This window comes from Streptomyces sp. NBC_01017, assembly GCF_045162795.1.
GTDB lineage: Bacteria > Actinomycetota > Actinomycetes > Streptomycetales > Streptomycetaceae > Streptomyces > Streptomyces machairae.
Genome location: NZ_CP108683.1, coordinates 5,803,442 through 5,822,482, shown reverse-complemented (window position 1 = coordinate 5,822,482; position 19,041 = coordinate 5,803,442). Strand labels below are relative to the sequence as shown.

The window sequence follows — 19,041 nt, the reverse complement described above, 5'->3', positions numbered from 1 at the left end:
AGGGACCGGCACCGAGAAGCACCCCCTGGCACGCGTACCCAGCCCCCTACCGGCGAGTGGGAGCCAGCGGCGACGCAGCCTCGCCCTCGAACACCAGGCACGCTGAAATACCCGGCCCGGCACCAAGCGTGAGGCGCTCAAAGCTCCCCGTCCCCGTGTCCCTCGCCCCTACACCGGCCGAACCCCCGCCCCCGCCCCCAACGCCCCCCGCTGCGGCTTGATCCCCTCCGGTACCGCCCGTTGCCGGGCCGGTGTTCCCGTCCAGCAGGTGCCTCGGCGGGCCAGCAGGCGGCGTAGCCATAGCTCCAGGGAGACCAGGTCCGCCAGGCCGTCCAGGGGCAGTGGCTCGCCCTCGGCGGCGGCGCGGAGGGCCTTGCGGACCACTCGGGCCTCCACCAGGCCCGCCTGGGCCAGTAGGGGGGTGCCGAACAGGGTCATCAGGGAGTCGGCCGATACCCGTAGGCCCGTCCTTGCGGCCACGGCCGCCGACGCGTGGGACGGGGCGCCCCAGCCGGGTGGGAGGTCGGCCACGCCGGCGCCCTCCAGGACCGTACGCAGGATCGCTGCGCGGGCGCCGGGCTGGACGCGCAGGGCCTCCGGGAGGGCTCGGCAGGCGCGGACGACCTGGTTGTCGAGGAACGGGGCGTGCAGGCGTTGGAAGCGGATCTCGGCGGCTTGTTCCAGGACGCGCAGGTCGGCCGAGTGGCGGGCCAGTGCCGCACGCGCGCGGTAGTCGCCAGGGCGTTGGCCGGGGCCCACGCCGTTGCGGCTCGTCGCCGCTTGCAGGCGAACCGATACTTCAGCAAGGGCCTCGCCGGTCAGCCAGCGTGCCGCCGGGCCCGGTCTGGCCCAGGTGAGCGCGGCGAGCGACGCCCCTACGGCACCTCCGGGTTCGTCGAAGCGGCGATGGAGGAGCCGGTCGGCCAGGGATTCCAGGCCGGTGCGGTACGGCGTGCGGGCCAGCTTGCGCGCCGCGCCGTACACGCGCGCGGGGACCAGCACCGAGCCGTCCGCCTTCGCCAGCGCCGCGACCGGGCGGACCAGGTGGCGCCGCTTGCGGTCCATCAGAAGGTCCGCGAGGCGGGCCGGATGGGCGTCCAGGACCTGGCGGGCGCCGTAGCCGGTGAAGTGGTCGGCGCTGCCGGAGGCGAGGCGCGCGCGGTGCCGCGCGGCCGTCACCAGGCTCGGGCCGGGCTCGTCCGTCAGCGGGCCGTCCAGGTCGGCGTACGGCAGCGTCTCCTCGCCGCCGGCCACCACCACGTGGTGCAGGCGCGGGTTGGCCGCCAGCGTCCCCGCCCGTTCCAGCTCGGCCTCGCGGCCGCCGACCGCGAGGTCGTTGAAGGTGACCGCCAGGAGGCGCTCCCCCGCGCCCGTGCCGTGGCCCAGGACCGTGCCCGGCATGCCGGGCAGGCCGGCGGCCAGCAGCGCCAGGGTGCCCGAGGCCGGGCCGCCGGACAGGTCCGCGCCGATGCCCGGAACCGGCATCCCGCGCGCGGCACGCCGCTCGGCCGGGCCCATCCCCGGTACCGGTCCTGGGTCTATGTCGGCGCCGGGGACGTGGCGGGGCGCGGACAGGCGCGCGCGTACCGCCTCCACCAGGGCGTCGCGCACGGCGTCGACCGCGCTGTCGGGGTCGGCCGTCGGCGCCGCCACCGCCAGCGAGGCGACCTGCTCGTACCCGGCGATCTCGCGCGCCCCGGTGCGCAGGATCAGCGCATGCCCCGGTGGAATGCGCCGCACGCCGTCGTACGGAGTGGAGTCGTGCAGGGCCGCCGGTACGTCGGGGGCGGCCAGCAGCGCGGCGAGGTGTCCGAAGTCGAGGTTGGCCTCGATGAGGTCGGCGAGGGGGAGCGCGGCGGTCGCATAGGCCGTACCGCTTGCCCAGGGGGTGTAGAACACCGGCCGTGCGCCCGCCAGGTCACCGCACACCATGACCCTGCGGCCGACCTGCACGACGGCCGTGTAGCTGCCGGACCAGGCCGTCAGGTGCCGAAGTGCCCCTCCGCGCGCGGCGAACAGACCGAGGCGCAGCTGTTCGTCACTCGCCCCGCAGGTGCCCAGTACCGCGATCCGGGTCTGTGGGTCGGCCTTCACCACGCGCACCTCGTCGGGGCGCCAGTCGCCGACCGCCCACAGTGGGTCGGGGTCGCCCCACAGGAGCTGGGATCCGACCGGGTGCACGGTCTCGCCGTCGCTTCCGGTCGCCCCCGCGGAGCCCATCCCGGCGGCCACCGCGGTGGTGCTGCTCCATCCCACCAACCACCGCATCGCCGCCTCCACAGGCTGTGGACAACCAGTGCACCGTACGAACCGGTTCACCATGCTGCCATGAAGGAGGCGCGTCGGAGCGGCGGCGGAGCCGCTCGAGATCGCGGAATTGCGCCCGTGGGGGCGCCCCCGCGCCGTCACGAACGCGCCGGGCCCCAGCCCGAACACCCGGGCGGGGCAAGGCGATCGGGCGACTTGGCAGGACGTCTGAGGCAACTCCCGGACAACTCCTGCGACGCGAATGCGCCCCCGATACGCTCCCTAAAAACGCCCTTCGCGCCCTCAACTCCCGTGGTCGGAGCGGTAATCACCCGCGAGAGGCGGGGTCGCTTTTCGGCCAAATCGGCGCCGTAAGGACAGGCTCGCGCACGCTCCGTACAAGTCCTGCGCACTACTCGGTGTACTCGTCGTGCGCGCAGTCCGGGGAACGGAGTGCGCCCCCCGGACCGTTCCGCCGCCCGCGGGGATGTAGGCGGCGGAATCCCCCAGCCCACTGGATCCAGTACAGCGGGCCGACCCACGCAGAAGCCATGGAACCGCTCCCCCGGTGGCTGGAGAAGAGCGCACGGACGGGCGCACGGCCACACACCGGGAGCACGTCACAACTGTGCGTAGGGGGTGCGCACTTGAGTACGGACCACAATCCCGCCATCCGGAAGAATGCCCCTTAACGCTTGGGATGCGGCGAACTACGCTGGGTTTACGAATGCCGCATGGTTATGCCAGCGCGGCAGCCGTCTGTGTCGAGGGGTGGCGCATGTCCAGGGAGCAACGCGGGCCGAACGAAAAGCTCGGCGCCGTTCTCGCCCTCGCGGGAATCAGCAACGCAGGACTCGCTCGACGCGTCAACGACCTTGGCGCTCAGCGGGGCCTGACTCTTCGCTATGACAAGACATCGGTGGCGCGCTGGGTGTCGAAGGGCATGGTGCCGCAGGGTGCCGCGCCGCATCTCATCGCCGCCGCAATCGGCCAGAAGCTGGGCCGCCCGGTGCCGCTCCACGAGATCGGCCTGGCGGACGCGGACCCCGCACCCGAAGTGGGCCTCGCCTTCCCCCGGGACGTCGGACAGGCGGTGAAGTCGGCGACGGAGCTCTACCGTCTCGATCTCGCCGGACGCCGTGCCGGCACCGGCGGCATCTGGCAGTCGCTGGCCGGATCGTTCGCAGTAAGCGCGTACGCAACGCCCGCCTCACGTTGGCTGATAACCCCGGCCGACACTTCGGTGGCGCGCGAGGTGAATCCGTCCGAGAGCTCCGGCGCACCGCTCAAAGTCGGCCACAGCGATGTGCAGAAGCTGCGTGAGGCCGCCGAGGACGCCAGGCGCTGGGACTCCAAGTACGGAGGCGGCGACTGGCGTTCGTCCATGGTGCCCGAGTGCTTACGGGTGGAGGCGGCGCCGCTGCTGCTCGGCTCGTACTCCGACGAGGTGGGCCGTGCCCTGTTCGGGGCGAGTGCCGAACTCACCCGCCTCGCCGGGTGGATGGCCTTCGACACCGGACAGCAGGAGGCCGCCCAGCGGTACTACATCCAGGCCCTGCGGCTCGCCCGCGCGGCCGCCGACGTACCCCTCGGCGGGTACGTCCTGGCGTCGATGTCGCTACAGGCGACCTACCGGGGCTTCGGCGACGAGGGCGTCGACCTCGCCCAGGCCGCGCTGGAACGCAACCGAGGGCTCGCCACGGCCCGCACCATGAGCTTCTTCCGCCTCGTCGAGGCACGCGCACACGCGCGTGCAAGTGACGCGCAGGCCGCCGGCGCGGCCCTGAAGGCGTCGGAGGGCTGGCTGGAGCGGTCCAGGGAGGGGGACAACGACCCGTCATGGCTCGGGTTCTACTCCTACGACCGGTTCGCCGCGGACGCCGCCGAGTGCTACCGGGACCTGAAGGCACCGCGTCAGGTACGGCGGTTCACGGAACAGGCGCTGTCGAAGCCGACGGAGGAGTTCGTGCGCTCGCACGGACTGCGGCTCGTCGTCTCGGCGGTCGCCGAACTGGAGTCGGGCAATCTCGACGCGGCGTGCGAGCAGGGCGTACGGGCGGTGGAAGTTGCGGGGCGGATATCGTCCGCGCGTACCACCGAGTACGTGAAGGACCTGTTGCACCGCCTGGAGCCGTACGGCGACGAGCCTCGGGTCGTCGAGCTGCGGGAGCGGGCGCGGCCGCTGCTCATGGCGCCGGCCTAGACGGGGATCACCGGCACGCGCGCGTGCGCGGCGGCGCGGCAAGGCTGAGCCGCCGCGCCGCCGTGCGGTCCGGACAACAGGCGTTACGACGCGCCGTTCGTGCGCCCGAAGCAGCGCTCCAGCTCGTCGAGCTTGTAGAAGGTGCTGCCCTTGGCGATGGGATGGCAGCCGGCCTTGAAGGCGGTCTCCTTCTCGTTGTAGAGCATCCGCACCAGGTAGGTGCCGCCCTTGCGGAAGACGTCCCACTGGACGTTCGAACCGAGCGGCGCCACGGCCGCACCCCGCCAGGCGTTGTCGGCGTAGGTGTACGGCTGCTCGGCCGTCGCGCCCTTCGTGCTGCCGGGCAGGCCCATCAGAGCGGCCAGCGGGATGATCTCCTCGGCGTGGGTGAAGCGCAGCTCGGCGCCCAGGTCACCGGTGCCGGCGCGCTTGGCCTCGACCTGCTTGAAGAAGTCGTCGAGCAGGACGTCCGCCATCTTGTAGGTGATGTCGCTGCCGACGAAGCCAGGGCCCTTCGCGTAGAAGTCCTCGACGTCGCTCAGGTACCCGAACCAGGCCGCGTCCCGCTCGGAGATGAACCGCTCCATGCCCCAGCCCTTGCCGCCGGGGCTCTCGTCGCTCATGGCGGGCGCGATGGCGTACAGGTTGTAGACGGCCGTCGCGGCAGCCACGCGGTCGTCGTCGGAGAGCTGGTCGACGAAGGCGCCCTTGAAGAGCTTCTTCAGTACGTCCCGGGCGGCGCGGTGGGTGGTGGGCTGGTCGGTGAGCGACTTCAGGGTGCTCGCGAGCCGCTGGTCGTTCGCGATGTAGTCCCGGTAGGCCGCACCGCCGGCCGCCTTGTGGAAGTACAGGAGGTCGACGTCCGTGCGGGTCGAGCCGATCAGCGGCTTCAGGGCGGAGTCGGTGGCGGCGAGCGCCGCGGCGAACAGGTTCGCGCTGTCGACGGCGCGTCCCTGCCCCGAGCTGACGACGTCGATCTTCTCCTTGGCGCCGGCGATCTGCTTGAACAGCCCCGGCAGCCGCTGCTCCATCCGTACGGCCGTGTCCTGGATCTCCCGCTTGCCGCGTCCGCTGAGGTCGCCGTAGCCCACGGCGCTCATGGCCTCCTGCAGCGCCCGCACCTTGGGCCCGAACTGCTTGCCCTTCGCGGTGAGCGCGCCCGCGGCCTCGGCCTTCTGCCACAGCGCGAGGACCAGGTCCGCGTCCTCGCCGTCGGTCGCGGACCTGGAGCCGTGCCGGGAGACGTTCTCCGTGAACACGGGCGTGAAGCCGGCGGGGGGCCGCTGGTAGTTGCGGGGGTGCTGGCCGGGGGCGTACGTCGCCTTGGTGCCGTAGCTGTTCCGGGTGCCGGCGTTCTTGGCGGCGCCCGTGTCGGCGCCGGCCGGGGTGGCGACCAGAAGGGCGGCAAGGCCGAGGGCCAGGGCCGGGGGGAGGCATCTCATGGATGTGCCCTTTATGGATGTACGTCTCATGGCGGGGTGTCTCATGGGCGTCTCATGGCGGGGCCGTTTCGTTCAGTGCCGCTGCATCGCACCGAAGCGGCAGACCGGATGACTGCCGCATCGTCGAAGCGGCGCATGAACTTTCCGTGGCTGAATCACGGCGGGTCCATGGCCGGATTTCCCGCCCTTGCCAAAGGTTCCCCCTCGAAATCGCCACGCCGAGGTGCGCGAGCCCCGCATCCGGGTCGGGCCGCGTCGGTCCCCCGGGTTTGAGTGCGTTGTCAGTGGCGCAGTGCATTATCGAAACCGGGAGGTGGAGCAGGTGCGGGCGATCGCTTACGACTGTGACGTGCTCGTGGTCGGCGGTGGGATCGTCGGGCTGGCCACGGCGTTCGCGATCACGCGTGCCGCGCCGGGGACGCGGGTGACCGTGCTGGAGAAGGAGCCGGGTCCGGCCCGGCATCAGACGGGCCGCAACAGCGGGGTCATCCACAGCGGGATCTACTACCGGCCGGGGTCGCTGAAGGCGCGGTACGCGGTGCGGGGTGCCGCCGAGATGGTCAAGTTCTGCGCGGAGTACGGCGTCGCGCACGCCGTCACCGGCAAGCTGATCGTCGCGACCGAGCGGGCGGAGCTGCCACGCCTGCACGCCCTGGTCCAGCGCGGCCGGGAGAACGGCATTCCGGTACGTGAGCTGGGCGTCGCGCAGATCGCCGAGTACGAGCCGGAGGTGCGGGGGCTCGCGGCCATACACGTCGGGACGACGGGCGTCTGCGACTTCGTCGGGGTCGCGCGGCAGCTGGCCGAGGCGTCCGGGGCGGAGATCCGGTACGGCGCGGAGGTCGAGCGCGTCGACCGGCGGGCGGACCTCGGGGTCGCCGTACGGACCACGCGCGGGGACGTCGTGCGGGGGCGGGTGCTGGTGAACTGCGCCGGGCTGTACTGCGACGAGGTGGCCCGGATGACGGGGGACGAGCCCGGCGTGCAGATCGTGCCGTTCCGGGGGGAGTACTACTCGCTGGCGCGTCCCGAGCTGGTGCGGGGGCTGGTGTATCCGGTGCCGGATCCGGCGTTTCCGTTCCTCGGGGTGCACCTCACGCGCGGGATCGACGGGGATGTGCACATCGGGCCCAACGCGGTGCCGGCGCTGGCCCGGGAGGGGTACGGGTGGGGGGTCGTCCGGCCGCGGGAGGTCGGGGCGACGGTGGCGTGGCCCGGGGTGTGGCGGATGGCGCGGCGGCACTGGCGGTACGGGGCCGGGGAGCTGCGGCGGTCCGTGTCGCGGGGGGCGTTCACGGAGGCGGTGCGGAGGTTGTTGCCCGCGGTGACTGCGGATGATCTGGTGCCGGCTGCGGCGGGCGTGCGGGCGCAGGCGGTGTTGCGGGACGGGGCGCTGGTGGACGACTTCCTGATCCGGGAGGGGGATCGGGCCGTGCATGTGCTGAATGCGCCGAGTCCCGCGGCGACGGCTGCGCTGCCGATCGGGCGGGAAGTGGCTCGGCGGGCGTTGGATGTGCTGGGGCGCTCCGCCGGTTCTGGGGCGGGGTGATCTCGCCCCCGCCGCCCCTCCCCTCCCGTACCTGGGGGCTGCCGCCCCCCAGACCCCCGCTTCCCCCCAGACCCCCGCTTCGGCCCTGAACGGGCCTCGTCCTCAAAAGCCGGACGGGCTGGAACGTCTCGGGCTGCCCGTAAAATCGTTCCCACTGTGTCTGACTCCCTCAACGCCCCCGAAGCCCCCCAGCCCGGCGCCCCGCATCAGTCCGAGGCCCCCGGCGAGCACGTCGGTCATCATCCCGGTGTCTCCGTTCGGCACACCCGGGCCAAGGGGGAGCCCCGGTTCCCGGACGGGCCGAAGGCCGACCCCGCCGGGTCGCATTTCGAGCGGCGGATCCGGAGTTTTCAGCCGCGGCGGAGCAGGGTGACCGCGGGGCAGGCGGACGCGTTGCAGCGGCTGTGGCCGAAGTGGGGGCTCGATATCGACGGGCAGTGCGTCGTCGACCTCGCCGAGCTGTTCGGGAACGACAACCCCGTCGTGCTGGAGATCGGCTTCGGGATGGGAGAGGCGACCGGGCAGATGGCCGGCGCCGACCCCGGCACCAACATCCTCGCCGTCGACGTCCACACCCCGGGGCAGGGCAATCTCCTCAACCTCGCCGACCACAACGGGCTGAACAACGTCCGCGTCGGCAACGGCGACGCCATCATCCTGCTCCGCGAGATGCTCGTCCCGGACTCGCTCAACGGCCTGCGCGTCTATTTCCCCGACCCCTGGCCCAAGAAGCGGCACCACAAGCGGCGGCTGATCCAGCCCGAGTTCCTCAGCCTCGCCGCGACCCGGCTGAAGCCCGGCGCGCTGGTGCACTGCGCGACCGACTGGGAGCCGTACGCCGAACAGATGCTCGAAGTGCTGACCGCGCACCCCGACTTCGAGAACACACAGGCAGACGGCGGTTTCTCGCCCCGTCCGGAGTTCCGGCCGCTGACCCGTTTCGAGGGCCAGGGACTGGACAAGGGTCATGTGGTGAACGACCTGCTCTTCCGCCGCGTACAGCGGTAGGAGCAGCGGGAACCACAGCACCGACACCAGCACCAGCACCAGCACCAGCACCAGCACCAGCACCAGCACCGACCAGACCAGACCAGACCAGACCAGACCATCGACAGCAAACCCCACCGGCGCCCGAGCCCCCCTCGCGCTGCTGCGGGCGGCGCCCCTGCCTCGTTAGGGTCCATGCCGTGGCCACCTGCCCCCCGTACCCGACGCACCCCACCGGTCCCGCCGGCGGCGCACTGCGGCACGCGCACTGGTGGCAGAAGCGATGGGTGCGTTACGGCGCGCTCAGCACCCTGCTCGCGCTCTCCGGGCTGGTCATCCTCGCGCTGGTGCGTGAGCAGACCGGCACCGAGGGGTTCCTGGTCGGGCTCGGTCTGGCCGTCCTGCCCGTGCCGCTGCTGGTCGCCGCGTTCCGATGGCTGGATCGCGTCGAGCCGGGCCCGTGGCGCAATCTGCTGTTCTCCTTCGCCTGGGGCGCCTGCGCGGCGGCGCTGATAGCGATCGTCGCCAACAGCTTCGCGACCCGATGGATAGCGACCGCGACGGCCGATCCGTCGCACGCGGACACCCTCGGCGCGACCGTCATAGCGCCCGTGGTGGAGGAGATCGCGAAGGCCGCGGCCGTCCTGCTGGTCTTCCTCTTCCGCCGGCGGGACTTCACCGGCATCGTCGACGGCGTGGTGATAGCCGGCGTCACCGCCACCGGTTTCGCCTTCACCGAGAACATCCTCTACCTCGGCACGGCCTTCGGTACCGACCAGCTCTCCGGCGACCGCGGCATCGCCTCCGTCACCGCGGCGACCTTCTTCGTCCGCGTGATCATGTCGCCCTTCGCGCACCCGCTCTTCACCGTCCTGACCGGCATCGGCTTCGGCATCGCCGCACTCTCCGGCGAGCGGCAGCACGTGCGGCGGGTCCTCCTCCCCCTCTCCGGGCTGCTGCTCGCCATGGGCATGCACGCCCTGTGGAACGGCTCGTCGTCCTTCGGCGAGTTCGGGTTCTTCGCGGTGTACGCGGCCTTCATGGTGCCCATCTTCGGGCTGCTCACCTGGCTGGTGATCTGGACCCGGCAGCGCGAGCTGAGGACCGTGCGCGAGGAGCTGCCCGCCTATGTCGTCACCGGGTGGCTGTCGCCGAGCGAGCCGTACGCACTGGGCTCGATGCGGGACCGGCGGGTGGCCCGGCAGTACGCGCGCCGCCACGGCGGTCGGACGGCGGCGCGAGCCGTGGCGCAGTACGAGGCCTACGCCACCTCGTTGGCGTTCCTACGGCACCGGGGGCGCCGCGGGCGGGCCGGCGCCGACTTCGTCGTACGGGAACGGGAATTGCTGCACGAGCTGTGGCGACGCCGGGAGGTCGCACGGCCGGCGCTGGAGCACGCGGTGGCCGCGGCGCGGGTCTGGCCGCCGGCTCATGGGTACGGGGCGCCGCCCGGTCACTGGCAGCCCTACGGGAGCGGGTACGCGGGATACGGGGCGGCGGCGCCCTACCCGGCGTACAACCCCTATCGGACGTGACCGTCCCGGAAACAGGCGAACCCCCGGCCAAACAGGCGAACCCCGGCGCTGCAGATACCGGCAGCCCTGACGTCGGGGGGACGCCGTCAGGACTGCCGGGGATCAGAGCAGGAAGCCGGGGTTCAGAAGCGGCCGAGCCTCAACAGGCGCACGGGCCGTCAGACCTCAGGGCGTGAGGCCCTTGCCGCGCAGCCACGCCAGCGGGTCGATACCGCTGGAGCTGCCGCCGGGGTGCACCTCGAGGTGCAGGTGGGCACCGGTCACGTTGCCCGTGGCGCCCACGCGGCCGATGACGTCACCGGTGTTGACCTTCTGGCCGACGCTCACGCTGATCGAGGACTGGTGCGCGAACCAGACCTCGGTGCCGTCGTCGAGGGTGAGCTCGGTCTTGTAGCCGTACGAGCCGTCCCAGCCGGCGAACGTGATCGTGCCGCTGTGCACGGCCTTGATCAGCGTCCCGGTGGGCGCGGCGAAGTCGAGGCCCGTGTGGTAGCCGGAGGACCAGTAGGCGCCGGCCTGCCCGAAGGTCGAGGTGAGGGTGTACGAGGAGGTCGGCAGCGTGTACTGCTTGGCCAGCTCGGCGAGGCGCTCGGCCTCGGCCTTCTTGCGGGCCTCCTCCTCGGCTTCGGCCTTCGCGGCGGCGGCCTTGGCCTTGGCTTCCTTCTCCGCCTTGGCGGCCGCGTCGGCGGCCTCCTTCTCGGCGGCGGCGACCGCGGCTGCGGCGGCCTTGCTGTCGAACTGGTCCTGCTGGAACTCGGCCTGCGCGATGATCCGGCTCCGCAGCGCCTCACCGGCGTCGGAACCGCCCTGCGCGGTGTCCTCGGAGGTCTCGCCCATGGTGCTGAGCGCGGTGGCCGCGTCCTCGGCGGGTTCGGACGAGTCGTCCGAGATCAGGGGCAGGTCCGGCATGGTGATGGCGACCGGCGGCTTGCCGCTGTTCGCGCTGGCCATGCCGCCCGCGCCGACGGCGGCTATGACACCGACGCCGAGAACCGTGGAGCTGCGGGCGAGTCCCCCGCCGCGCTGCTTGGAGACGCGATGCCTGCCGCGTACGGGACGAAGGGACTCCGCGGTGGGGTTCCACTCCTCGAAGGGGGCCTCGTCGGTGCGGTTGCGGTCGTAGCCGAAAGTGTCGGTATTGCGCTGACTCGGCACGAACGGGGCTTGCGGGGCAGGCCGGTTGGACGCCACGTGGGCGTACTCCTTTCCTTCCTTCTCGCCTACCGGGTTAGCTGACGGGTTCGGAGCAGGAAGGTCTCCTACGCGCGTATACCGCCCGTGAGTTCACGGTGGTATTTGCGCGATTCACCCCAAGGTGGTGGTTCCCCGGTTCCCTTTCGAGATTCGGCGCGTGCGCACGGAGCCGCCTCTTGTGACGGCTGGGACGACCGCGCTGCGTTATCGAACGTTAATAGACCCGGGGTGCGGATTCCAAGCTGTTCCACTTGATCATTAACGATTTTCGCCTGGACTTACGGGTCATGAGCGGCCTAAATCGGGCGAGTTGGCCAGACCTCAGGTGCCACACGGGTGTTGACGGTATGTCAGTTGTTATGCGGAGGGGGGTCGCCCGGTCACGGCCGGTGACATCACGGCCGTCGTACGGCGATGAGGGCCATGTCATCCGCCATCCCGCCCCCGGAGTGCCGCCGCACCTCCGTCGCGAGGACGCCGAGCAGTGCGGCCGGCTCGCGGCGGGCGTTGGCGCGCCCCGCGAGGCCCGCCTCGGGGTCGTAGAAGCGGCCGGTGTCGTCCCGTGCCTCGGACAGTCCGTCGGTGTAGAGGAGCAGCGTGGCCCCGCTCGGGCAGTCGGCCTCCTGGGCCCGGTCGGGCCAGACGCCCAGCTCCCGCATGCCGAGCGGGAGTGCGGGCTCGGCGGCGGGCAGCGCGCGCACGGTGCCGTCGGCGTACAGCAACAGGGGCGAGGGATGCCCGCGGTTGACGAGGCGCACGATCCCGCTGCCATGCGACAGCTCGGCGAGTACGACGGTGGTGAACCCCTCGGCGGACTCGGCCCACTCGCGCCGGTCGTGCTCGCGGGCCAGCGCCCGCTCCAGGCGCAGTGCCACCGCCTCCAGCGTGGTCTCCTGCTCGGCGGCCTCCCGGAAGGCCCCGATGACCACGGCGACCGCACCCACCGCCCCGATGCCCTTGCCGCGCACGTCCCCCACGACGACCCGCAGGCCGTGCGGGCTGTCCTGCACGGCGTACAGGTCGCCGCCGATGGACGCGCCCTCCTGCGCCGCCTCGTACCGTGCCGCGATCTGGAAGCCGCCGATCCGCTCGGCGGGCTGGGGCAGTACGGCGCGCTGGGCGGCCTCGGCGATCTCGCGGGCGGAGGCGAGGCGTTCGTCGCTGCGGCGGACGAGGATGTTGATGAGGACGGCGAGGACGGAGACGGTGACCACGGTGACCAGCTCCGTGATCACCTCGGCCCGGCTGACGTCGCCGCGCGGGACGCGCAGCACGAGCAGTGCGGCGACGGCCACGACGCCCGTGAGGACCGTGCCGCGCTGCGAGTAGAGCGGGGCGGCGACCAGGGGTGCCGCGGTGAAGAAAGGGGCGCCGGTGAAATCCGTCGGCGTGACGTGGTCGTACACGCCTCCGGCCGCGATCAGCAGTGCGGGGAGCAGCCGGACGAACCGGCGTGTGTACGAGATCCGCCGTTGCTCCACCTCACCAGGGTTCCCGATGCGGGAGCGCGGGGCGAGTGGTGAGAGCCGACCGGACGAGCGGCGCGTCGAGGGAAAAACACTCAGGGCCGGAACTGATCAGTTCCGGCCCTGAGTCATCAGTAGCGGGGACAGGATTTGAACCTGCGACCTCTGGGTTATGAGCCCAGCGAGCTACCGAGCTGCTCCACCCCGCGGCGATGACTCAATAGTACGCCATCCGCAGGACAAGATGCACACGCGTTTCCCCTGCCCCGCCCAGACCGGTGTTTTCCGCACCCGTCGGGCGGGGCGGTCAGGACAGCAGATGGCTGTTCGGAGCCTTGGCCCGCCCCTCGTATTCCGGCAGGACCACGACATCCACTCCCTCCGCCGCCAGCAGCCCGCTCCCGTCGGCCCCCGCCACGAACGTGTCCGGCTCCCGCCAGGCCGTCACCACCCGCCGCACCCCCGCATCGAGGATCAACCGCGCACAGGGCACCGGCCGGGACGCCCGGCGCGTGCAGGGCTCCAGGCTCGTGTAGACCGTGGCGGATGTCACCCGAGGATCCCCCGCCGCGATCTTCGCCAGCGCAGCCTCCTCCGCATGCACCACGGGATCACCGCCCTCCCGCGAGTACCCCCGCGCCAGCTCCGTGCCGTCGGCCGCCACCACGACCGCCCCGACGCTGAAGGCCGTCTCCGACGGCGGGCACTGTGCCGCCAGATCGCAGGCCACCGCCAGCCACCTCCGGTCCGCGGCGGACGGCAGGACACCCGCACCGGGCGCCGTCGGCTCGTAGCGCATCAGCACGACGTCCTCGATCTGCCACGTCTCGACCAGCCGCAGCCGACCGCCCTGGTAGCCGCCGGGCCCGAACAGCCGCGGCGCGTCCGGGTCGCCCACGAACAGGGGCGCCAGCACCAGCTGCACCTCGTCGGCCAGCCCCTGCTGAAGGAGCTGCGTGTGGATGGTGCCGCCCCCCTCGACCATCAGCCGCTCGACGCCGCGCACCTCGCGCAGGTGCCGCAGCAGGCCCCGCCAGTCCAGGTCGGCGCCGAGCGCGACCACGTCCGCCGCGACCGGCGCCCGGCGCAGGCGCTCCGCGCCCTTCTCCGTCGTGTAGACGACCTTCTCGCCGCCGGTGTGCCAGAAGTTCGCCGTCGGGTCGAGCTCGCCGGACGCGCTGACCGTGACCTTGAGCGGATACTCCGGTTTCCCGGCCGCCACCCGCGCGGCCCGCCGCCCGGCCGAGTTCACCAGCAGCCGCGGGTTGTCCGCCCGGATCGTGCCGGCGCCGATCAGGATCGCGTCCACGGACGCCCGTACCTCGTCGACCCGGTCGAAGTCGGCCGGGCTGGAGAGCAGCAGGCGCTCGGGGGTGGTGTCGTCGAGGTAGCCGTCCAGCGAGACCGCGGCGGACAGCAGGACGTAGGGGTACGACGGCATCGGCACGCTCCGCTTGGTTCAAGTTTGAAACAAACCTACACTGGTCGCATGACGACTCGCTGGCTCACCCCCGAGGAGCAGCGCGCCTGGCGCGCCTACATCGCCTCCGCCGCCCTCGTGGAGGACGCGCTGGACCGGCAGCTCCAGCAGGAAGCCGGCATGCCCCATCTGTATTACTCCATCCTCGCCACCCTGTCCGAGGCTCCGGAGCGGCGGCTGCGCATGACCGACCTGGCGGAGGGCCTGAAGATCACCCGCAGCCGGCTGACGTACGCCGTGACGCGCCTGGAGAAGGACGGGCTGGTGCGGCGCGAGGACTGCCGCTGGGACAAGCGCGGCAGCATCGCGGCCCTCACCGAGGAAGGGATGCGCGTCCTGGAGCGGGCGGCCCCGGGCCATGTGGAGACCGTACGGGCGCTGCTCTTCGACCGGCTGACCCCGGAGCAGGTCGGGCAGCTGGAGGAGATCTTCACGGCGGTGGCCGGGGGCTTCCAGGGCGACAGCGCGCATGCCACCGCGGACGACGTGCCCTGGCGGCGGCGGTCCAACAAGCCGTGTTCGTGACGCACACCACAGAAAACTCATTGCTTCAAATTTAAAGCATGGGATAGGGTCCTGTATCGAGGTTCTGCTTCAAATCTGAAGCAGCTGGTCCACGCACGGAACCCGGAGAACCCGCATGCCCGACTTCACCGCCGCCGCCACCCAGCGCGCCCGCGTCCGGGTCCCGCTGCGCTTCCAGGACGGCTACGGCGTCGACGCCGAACTCGTCACCTTCCACGGCCTGGCCGACGGCCTGGAACACGTGGCCGTCGTCCTCGGCGACCCGGCCCCCGGCAGCACCCCGCTGGTCCGTCTGCACTCCGAGTGCCTGACCGGCGACGTCTTCGGCTCGGCCCGCTGCGACTGCGGCCCCCAGCTGCGCGAGGCCGTCGAGCGCATCGCCGAGCGCGGCGGCGTGCTGCTGTACCTGCGCCAGGAGGGCCGCGGCATCGGGCTCTACAACAAGCTCGACGCGTACGCCCTCCAGGACCAGGGCCTCGACACCTACGCCGCGAACGCCGCGCTGGGCCTCCCGGAGGACGCCCGCGACTACACGGCCGCCGCCCAGATGCTCACCGCCCTCGGCATCGGCGAACTGGACCTGCTCTCCAACAACCCCGACAAGGCCGACCAGTTGCGCGCCCTCGGCATCAAGGTCCAGGGCCGCGTCCCGACCGGCGTCTTCGCCACCCCGGACAACGTCCGCTACCTGCGCGCGAAGGTCCTCCAGACCCAGCACACGCTGCCGCTGGGCGACCTCGCGAAGCTCAGCGCGGGCTGAGCGAACGGCAACAAGAAGGGGCGGGCGCCCGGAACCGGACGCCCGCCCCTCAGTCGTGATGCCGACGACTACGGCGTGACCTTCTCGATCGTCACCCCGCCGACACCCGCGGTCGTCCCGCGCGTGTTCACCAGCCGTACCTCACCGAAGAGCTGACGGCCCTCGGGCACGGCCCGTGCGACGGTGACGGTCGCCGCCGCCTTCGCCGAGTCACCCGTACCGAGCTTCACCGGCGCCGACTCGTCGACCTTGACCGAGCCGAGCGCGGAGGAGAAGTACGCGTCCCGGTAGTCGTACGCGGTCGAACCGGACGGCACCTCGAAGCCGGCCACCTCGACGGTGTACTTGCCGGCGGCCGGGCCGGCGATGGAGACGGACTCCTCGGCGTCGCCGTCCGCGGACTGGCCGACGAGCTTGCCCTGGGCGTCGTACACCGACAGGTCGAGGTCGGCGCCCAGGTCGGAGACCTTGCCGATGGAGACGTCCAGCGAGGTCGTGCCCTCGGGCACCTCGATGGTGCTGGTGTGCGTCTCACCGGCCTTGATGGTCGGCCGCGCGGTCTTCGACGAGCCGAGCGCGCCGCCCTTGAGGTTGCCCTCGACGGCCTCCAGCTTGTTGGTCACCGTCCAGGAGGCGGCGACCGGGGAACCGACCTTGGCCTCCGGCACGGTCACCGACTCCGGGTCGAAGGAGGCGCCGTACACGGTGGCGTTCAGCTTGAACGGGTTGTCCAGCAGCGCCGACGTACGGCGCGAGTCGACCACGATCTCCCAGACGCCGGGCACCGGCTCGGCGGACTCGGGGAGGTCCTTGGTGTCCGGGCTGTTGTCCGCGGCGGGAACGCCGTAGGGGTTGATGGCGGTGAAGAACGTCCGGCTGCCCTGCTTCAGCCCGCCGAGCGTGATCTCCAGCGACTTCGTGCCCTCCGGGACGGTCACGAAGTACGACCTGAAGTTGTTGCGCTGCACCGAACCCGAGGCGGTGAAGGTGTACTTGGCCGGCGTGGAGACCACGACGGTGGTGAGGATCTGCTTGTCGACGCCGACCGTCCTCGGGTCGTCGGCCTCCAGGATCGCGCTCTTGATGCCCGCCTGCTTCGGCACTGCCTGCACCTTGACCGTCACCGGCTTGTTCAGCGGCAGGTCGACGACCTTCGGGCCGAGGATCGAGAAGGTGCGGGCCTTGTTGTTGGCCAGGCGCAGGCTGTGCGGGAGGGAGCCGGCGGGGCCGGACGTACGGGTGACGGTGACGTCGTACGTCTTCTTCTTGCCGGCCTTGAGGCCGCCCTCTCGGTCGTACAGCCCGGTGCCGGAGCCCGGCGTCTTCAGCGCCTGGTCGAGCGCGGTGTCGACGGGGGCCTTCACGGCGTAGTCGTGGGCGGTGGCGCCCGCCTTGACCGCCTTCCAGGCGTCGGCGACGTCGATGCGGCCGGCGCCCTCCTCGTATGCCTGGAGTCCCTCGATGTGGTGGGCGGTCGAGGTGAGGGCGGTGCGCAGCTTCTCGGGCGTCAGCTTGATGCCCTTCTGCTTCGCGGCCGACAGCAGCAGCGCGGACGCGCCCGCGGCCTGCGGGGACGCCATCGACGTGCCGTTGTACATGGCGTAGCCGGCCGGGAGCTTCCAGCCCGCCTCGGCGATGGGCGCGCCCGGCATCCAGGCCGGGATCGTGCTCACCGCGGCGCCGGGGGCCACGACGGTCGGGGTGAAGCCGCCGTCCTCACGCGGGCCGCGCGAGGAGAAGTTGAACAGCTGGTACCTGGTGCGCACGCCGGTGCCGTAGTTGGCGGCGAACGTCTCCTTGGAGACGCCGGCGCCGACCGAGATGACCTTGTCGGCGAGGCCGGGGTCGCCGATGGTGTTGGCGCCCGGGCCGGAGTTGCCCGCGGACAGGACGAGCTGGACGCCGTAGGTGTCGATGAGCCGTGTGTAGAGCTCCGCACGCGCGTTGTTGCCGTCGTTCAGCGGGGGCAGGCCACCGATGGACATGTTGACGACGTCGACGCCACGGTTGGCGACGAGGTCGATCATGCCCTCGGTGAGCGCGACGCTGGAGCAGCCGGGGCCGAAGACGCAGGCCCGGCTGGAGACGATCTTGGCGCCCGGGGCCTGGCCGTCCATCCTGCCGCCGAGCAGGCCGTTGGCGGCGGTGATGCCGGCCACGTGGCTGCCGTGCGCGCCGGCGGTCAGGCCGATGTTGACGAAGTCGGCCTTCTTGCCGGCCCAGTCGCCGCCCAGCGGGTCCATCGGGACGTCCTTGCGGACCTCCACGACGAAGTCCTGGCTCTCGGCGATGCCGGTGGCCGGGTCGTCGGTGCCGAAGTGGCCGACCTGGTGGCCGTCCTTGTACGGCTTCATCGGGGTGTCGTCGGTGAAGTCGCCGTTGTCGTTCACGTCGACGGTGACCTTGCCGGCCTTGGCGTCGTACAGGACGCCCCAGTCGTCGGTCGTGTCGCCGTCGCGGTTGACGTCACCGTCGGCGTCACCGTCCGCGGCCTTGCCCTGCTCGGTGACGTCCTCGCGGAAGGTGCTGACCTGGTACGCCCCCTCGGGCGCCGTCCAGCTCTTGCCGCCGAAGGTGAAGGACGGCCCGGAGACGGAGGTGGTCATCGCCCGCCAAGTGCCGTCGCCGTCGGCGATCGGATCGGTTGCGGTCACCCAGTCGACGATCTTGCGCTCACCGGTCGTCGTCTTCTGCAGCGCGGGGCTCGCGAGGTCGACGCCGGTGTCGAGGACGCCGATGGTGACGCCGCGGCCGTCCGCCTTCGGGTTCTTCTTCACGAAGTCGACGGCGCCCGTCTCGAAGGACGGGTTGTACGGGTTCTTCGCGGGGGTGTTCTTGTCGGGGCCGGGGTAAGTGGCCGCGGAGGCGGCCGACTTGGCGCCGCTGTCGAGGCCCGGCTCCTCAAGGGGTATCTCGTCCCGCAGGTCGATGGCCTGCACGGAGGAGAGCTGCGCGGCGGACGCGATGGCCGAGTCCGCCCTGCCGGTCGGCACGGTGGCCCGTACATAGCCGAGCCTGTCGTAGGTACGGCCCACGGAGCCGCCCTTGACCGCGTCCAGCTCCGCGGCGACCTTCTCGGTCTGCCCGGGCGCCGTGGCGATCATCATGGTGACGGTCTTGTCGCGCTGCGCCTTGGCCTCGGCGAGGAGGTCGGCGTCGTCCGCACCGAGCTTGTCATGAGCGGACTTGACGCCGGGGTCGGCCGCGGTGGCGGTGGAGCCGTCCGCGGCGAGGGCGAGGGGTATGGGGCCGGCCGCGGAGAGCGCGGCGACGAGGCCTGCGGCCACGGCGATACGGGCGACGCGTTTACCGCCCGATATCGGGGCCGTGTGGGGGGTGGGGGGCATCGTGATCCCTGGTGCTGAAGGAACATAGACGTCGGCGGCCGGATCGAGCACCTTCGACCGCCGCGGTCCGGAATGTGATCCCGGATGATCGCCCAGCTTCCCTCAAGGGACCGATTTCTGTTGATAGTTCAGGGCGGGGAGATCTCCGCCTGGCACAAACCCGCCAAGCGCCATGGCGGACGCATCGGGGCAGGCTGTGACATTCCTGTGAGGCGGCGGGGACTGGCGGGATGCCTGAGGTTTGGGAGGCGCGGCCCTTGCGCGGCACTGAACTCCGCCATCGCCCCGCCCTCAGCAGAGCGTGAA

General features: G+C 71.6%; 12 protein-coding genes, 1 tRNA gene and 1 riboswitch. Of the genes, 6 read left to right on the top strand and 7 right to left on the bottom strand.

All coding sequences use genetic code 11. From position 1 onward, the window contains the following. Positions 1–168: 168 nt before the first annotated feature. Positions 169–2,268 (bottom strand): asparagine synthase-related protein, encoded by a 2,100-nt coding sequence (locus tag OG331_RS26720; protein WP_406200608.1) that lies wholly within the window; start codon positions 2,266–2,268, stop codon positions 169–171. Between the two features lie 757 nt (positions 2,269–3,025). Between OG331_RS26720 and OG331_RS26715 the strand changes: the two genes are divergently transcribed. Continuing rightward, entirely contained in the window at positions 3,026–4,450 is a 1,425-nt protein-coding gene (locus OG331_RS26715) for an MFS transporter (RefSeq protein ID WP_406200605.1), read from the top strand. Between the two features lie 83 nt (positions 4,451–4,533). Here OG331_RS26715 and OG331_RS26710 read toward each other — a convergent pair whose 3' ends face one another. After that, positions 4,534–5,892: a histidine-type phosphatase gene (locus tag OG331_RS26710; protein ID WP_406200603.1), complete on the bottom strand. Its 1,359-nt coding sequence runs from the start codon at positions 5,890–5,892 to the stop codon at positions 4,534–4,536. A 322-nt stretch (positions 5,893–6,214) separates the two neighbouring features. On the opposite strand from OG331_RS26710, the gene lhgO reads away from it, so the two are divergent. The 3 genes from lhgO to OG331_RS26695 all read left to right on the top strand — a co-directional run bounded on the left by lhgO (position 6,215) and on the right by OG331_RS26695 (position 9,963). After that, positions 6,215–7,441, top strand: a complete 1,227-nt coding sequence (gene lhgO, locus OG331_RS26705) for an L-2-hydroxyglutarate oxidase (RefSeq protein ID WP_406200601.1) — start codon at positions 6,215–6,217, stop codon at positions 7,439–7,441. A gap of 156 nt (positions 7,442–7,597) precedes the next feature. Next, positions 7,598–8,449, top strand: a complete 852-nt coding sequence (gene trmB, locus OG331_RS26700) for a tRNA (guanosine(46)-N7)-methyltransferase TrmB (protein WP_406200599.1) — start codon at positions 7,598–7,600, stop codon at positions 8,447–8,449. Between the two features lie 179 nt (positions 8,450–8,628). Beyond that, entirely contained in the window at positions 8,629–9,963 is a 1,335-nt protein-coding gene (locus OG331_RS26695; RefSeq protein ID WP_406200597.1) for a PrsW family intramembrane metalloprotease, read from the top strand. A 165-nt stretch (positions 9,964–10,128) separates the two neighbouring features. On the opposite strand, the gene OG331_RS26690 is transcribed toward OG331_RS26695, so the two are convergent. From OG331_RS26690 to OG331_RS26675, 4 genes are all read right to left on the bottom strand, one after another. Beyond that, positions 10,129–11,154 (bottom strand): M23 family metallopeptidase, encoded by a 1,026-nt coding sequence (locus OG331_RS26690; RefSeq protein WP_406200595.1) that lies wholly within the window; start codon positions 11,152–11,154, stop codon positions 10,129–10,131. A gap of 11 nt (positions 11,155–11,165) precedes the next feature. Continuing rightward, positions 11,166–11,323: riboswitch (cyclic di-AMP (ydaO/yuaA leader) on the bottom strand. 229 nt (positions 11,324–11,552) lie between these two features. Continuing rightward, positions 11,553–12,638, bottom strand: a complete 1,086-nt coding sequence (locus OG331_RS26685) for a PP2C family protein-serine/threonine phosphatase (protein ID WP_406200593.1) — start codon at positions 12,636–12,638, stop codon at positions 11,553–11,555. Between the two features lie 120 nt (positions 12,639–12,758). Beyond that, positions 12,759–12,832, bottom strand: a tRNA-Met gene (locus OG331_RS26680). Between the two features lie 98 nt (positions 12,833–12,930). Beyond that, the gene (locus OG331_RS26675; protein ID WP_406200591.1) at positions 12,931–14,064 is read right to left on the bottom strand and encodes a dihydrofolate reductase family protein; all 1,134 of its coding nucleotides are present in this window, start codon (positions 14,062–14,064) and stop codon (positions 12,931–12,933) included. 48 nt (positions 14,065–14,112) lie between these two features. Here OG331_RS26675 and OG331_RS26670 point away from each other — a divergent pair, with 48 nt between their 5' ends. After that, positions 14,113–14,628 (top strand): MarR family winged helix-turn-helix transcriptional regulator, encoded by a 516-nt coding sequence (locus OG331_RS26670; RefSeq protein ID WP_406200588.1) that lies wholly within the window; start codon positions 14,113–14,115, stop codon positions 14,626–14,628. Positions 14,629–14,743: 115 nt separating this feature from the next. Beyond that, a complete protein-coding gene (gene ribA / locus OG331_RS26665; RefSeq protein WP_406200586.1) occupies positions 14,744–15,388 on the top strand; it encodes a GTP cyclohydrolase II in 645 nt (214 codons plus the stop codon). Positions 15,389–15,456: 68 nt separating this feature from the next. Here ribA and OG331_RS26660 read toward each other — a convergent pair whose 3' ends face one another. Continuing rightward, positions 15,457–18,735 carry a S8 family serine peptidase gene (locus tag OG331_RS26660; RefSeq protein WP_406200584.1) on the bottom strand — a complete coding sequence of 1,093 codons (3,279 nt, stop codon included), beginning with the start codon at positions 18,733–18,735 and terminating at the stop codon, positions 15,457–15,459. Between the last annotated feature and the right edge of the window lie 306 nt (positions 18,736–19,041).

Coding starts and splice junctions, on each gene's coding strand:
- OG331_RS26720 (WP_406200608.1), bottom strand. CDS start 2,268: ATGCGGTGGTTGGTGGGATGGAGCAGCACCACCGCGGTGGCCGCCGGG.
- OG331_RS26715 (WP_406200605.1), top strand. CDS start 3,026: ATGTCCAGGGAGCAACGCGGGCCGAACGAAAAGCTCGGCGCCGTTCTC.
- OG331_RS26710 (WP_406200603.1), bottom strand. CDS start 5,892: ATGAGATGCCTCCCCCCGGCCCTGGCCCTCGGCCTTGCCGCCCTTCTG.
- OG331_RS26675 (WP_406200591.1), bottom strand. CDS start 14,064: ATGCCGTCGTACCCCTACGTCCTGCTGTCCGCCGCGGTCTCGCTGGAC.
- OG331_RS26670 (WP_406200588.1), top strand. CDS start 14,113: ATGACGACTCGCTGGCTCACCCCCGAGGAGCAGCGCGCCTGGCGCGCC.
- ribA (WP_406200586.1), top strand. CDS start 14,744: ATGCCCGACTTCACCGCCGCCGCCACCCAGCGCGCCCGCGTCCGGGTC.
- OG331_RS26660 (WP_406200584.1), bottom strand. CDS start 18,735: ATGCCCCCCACCCCCCACACGGCCCCGATATCGGGCGGTAAACGCGTC.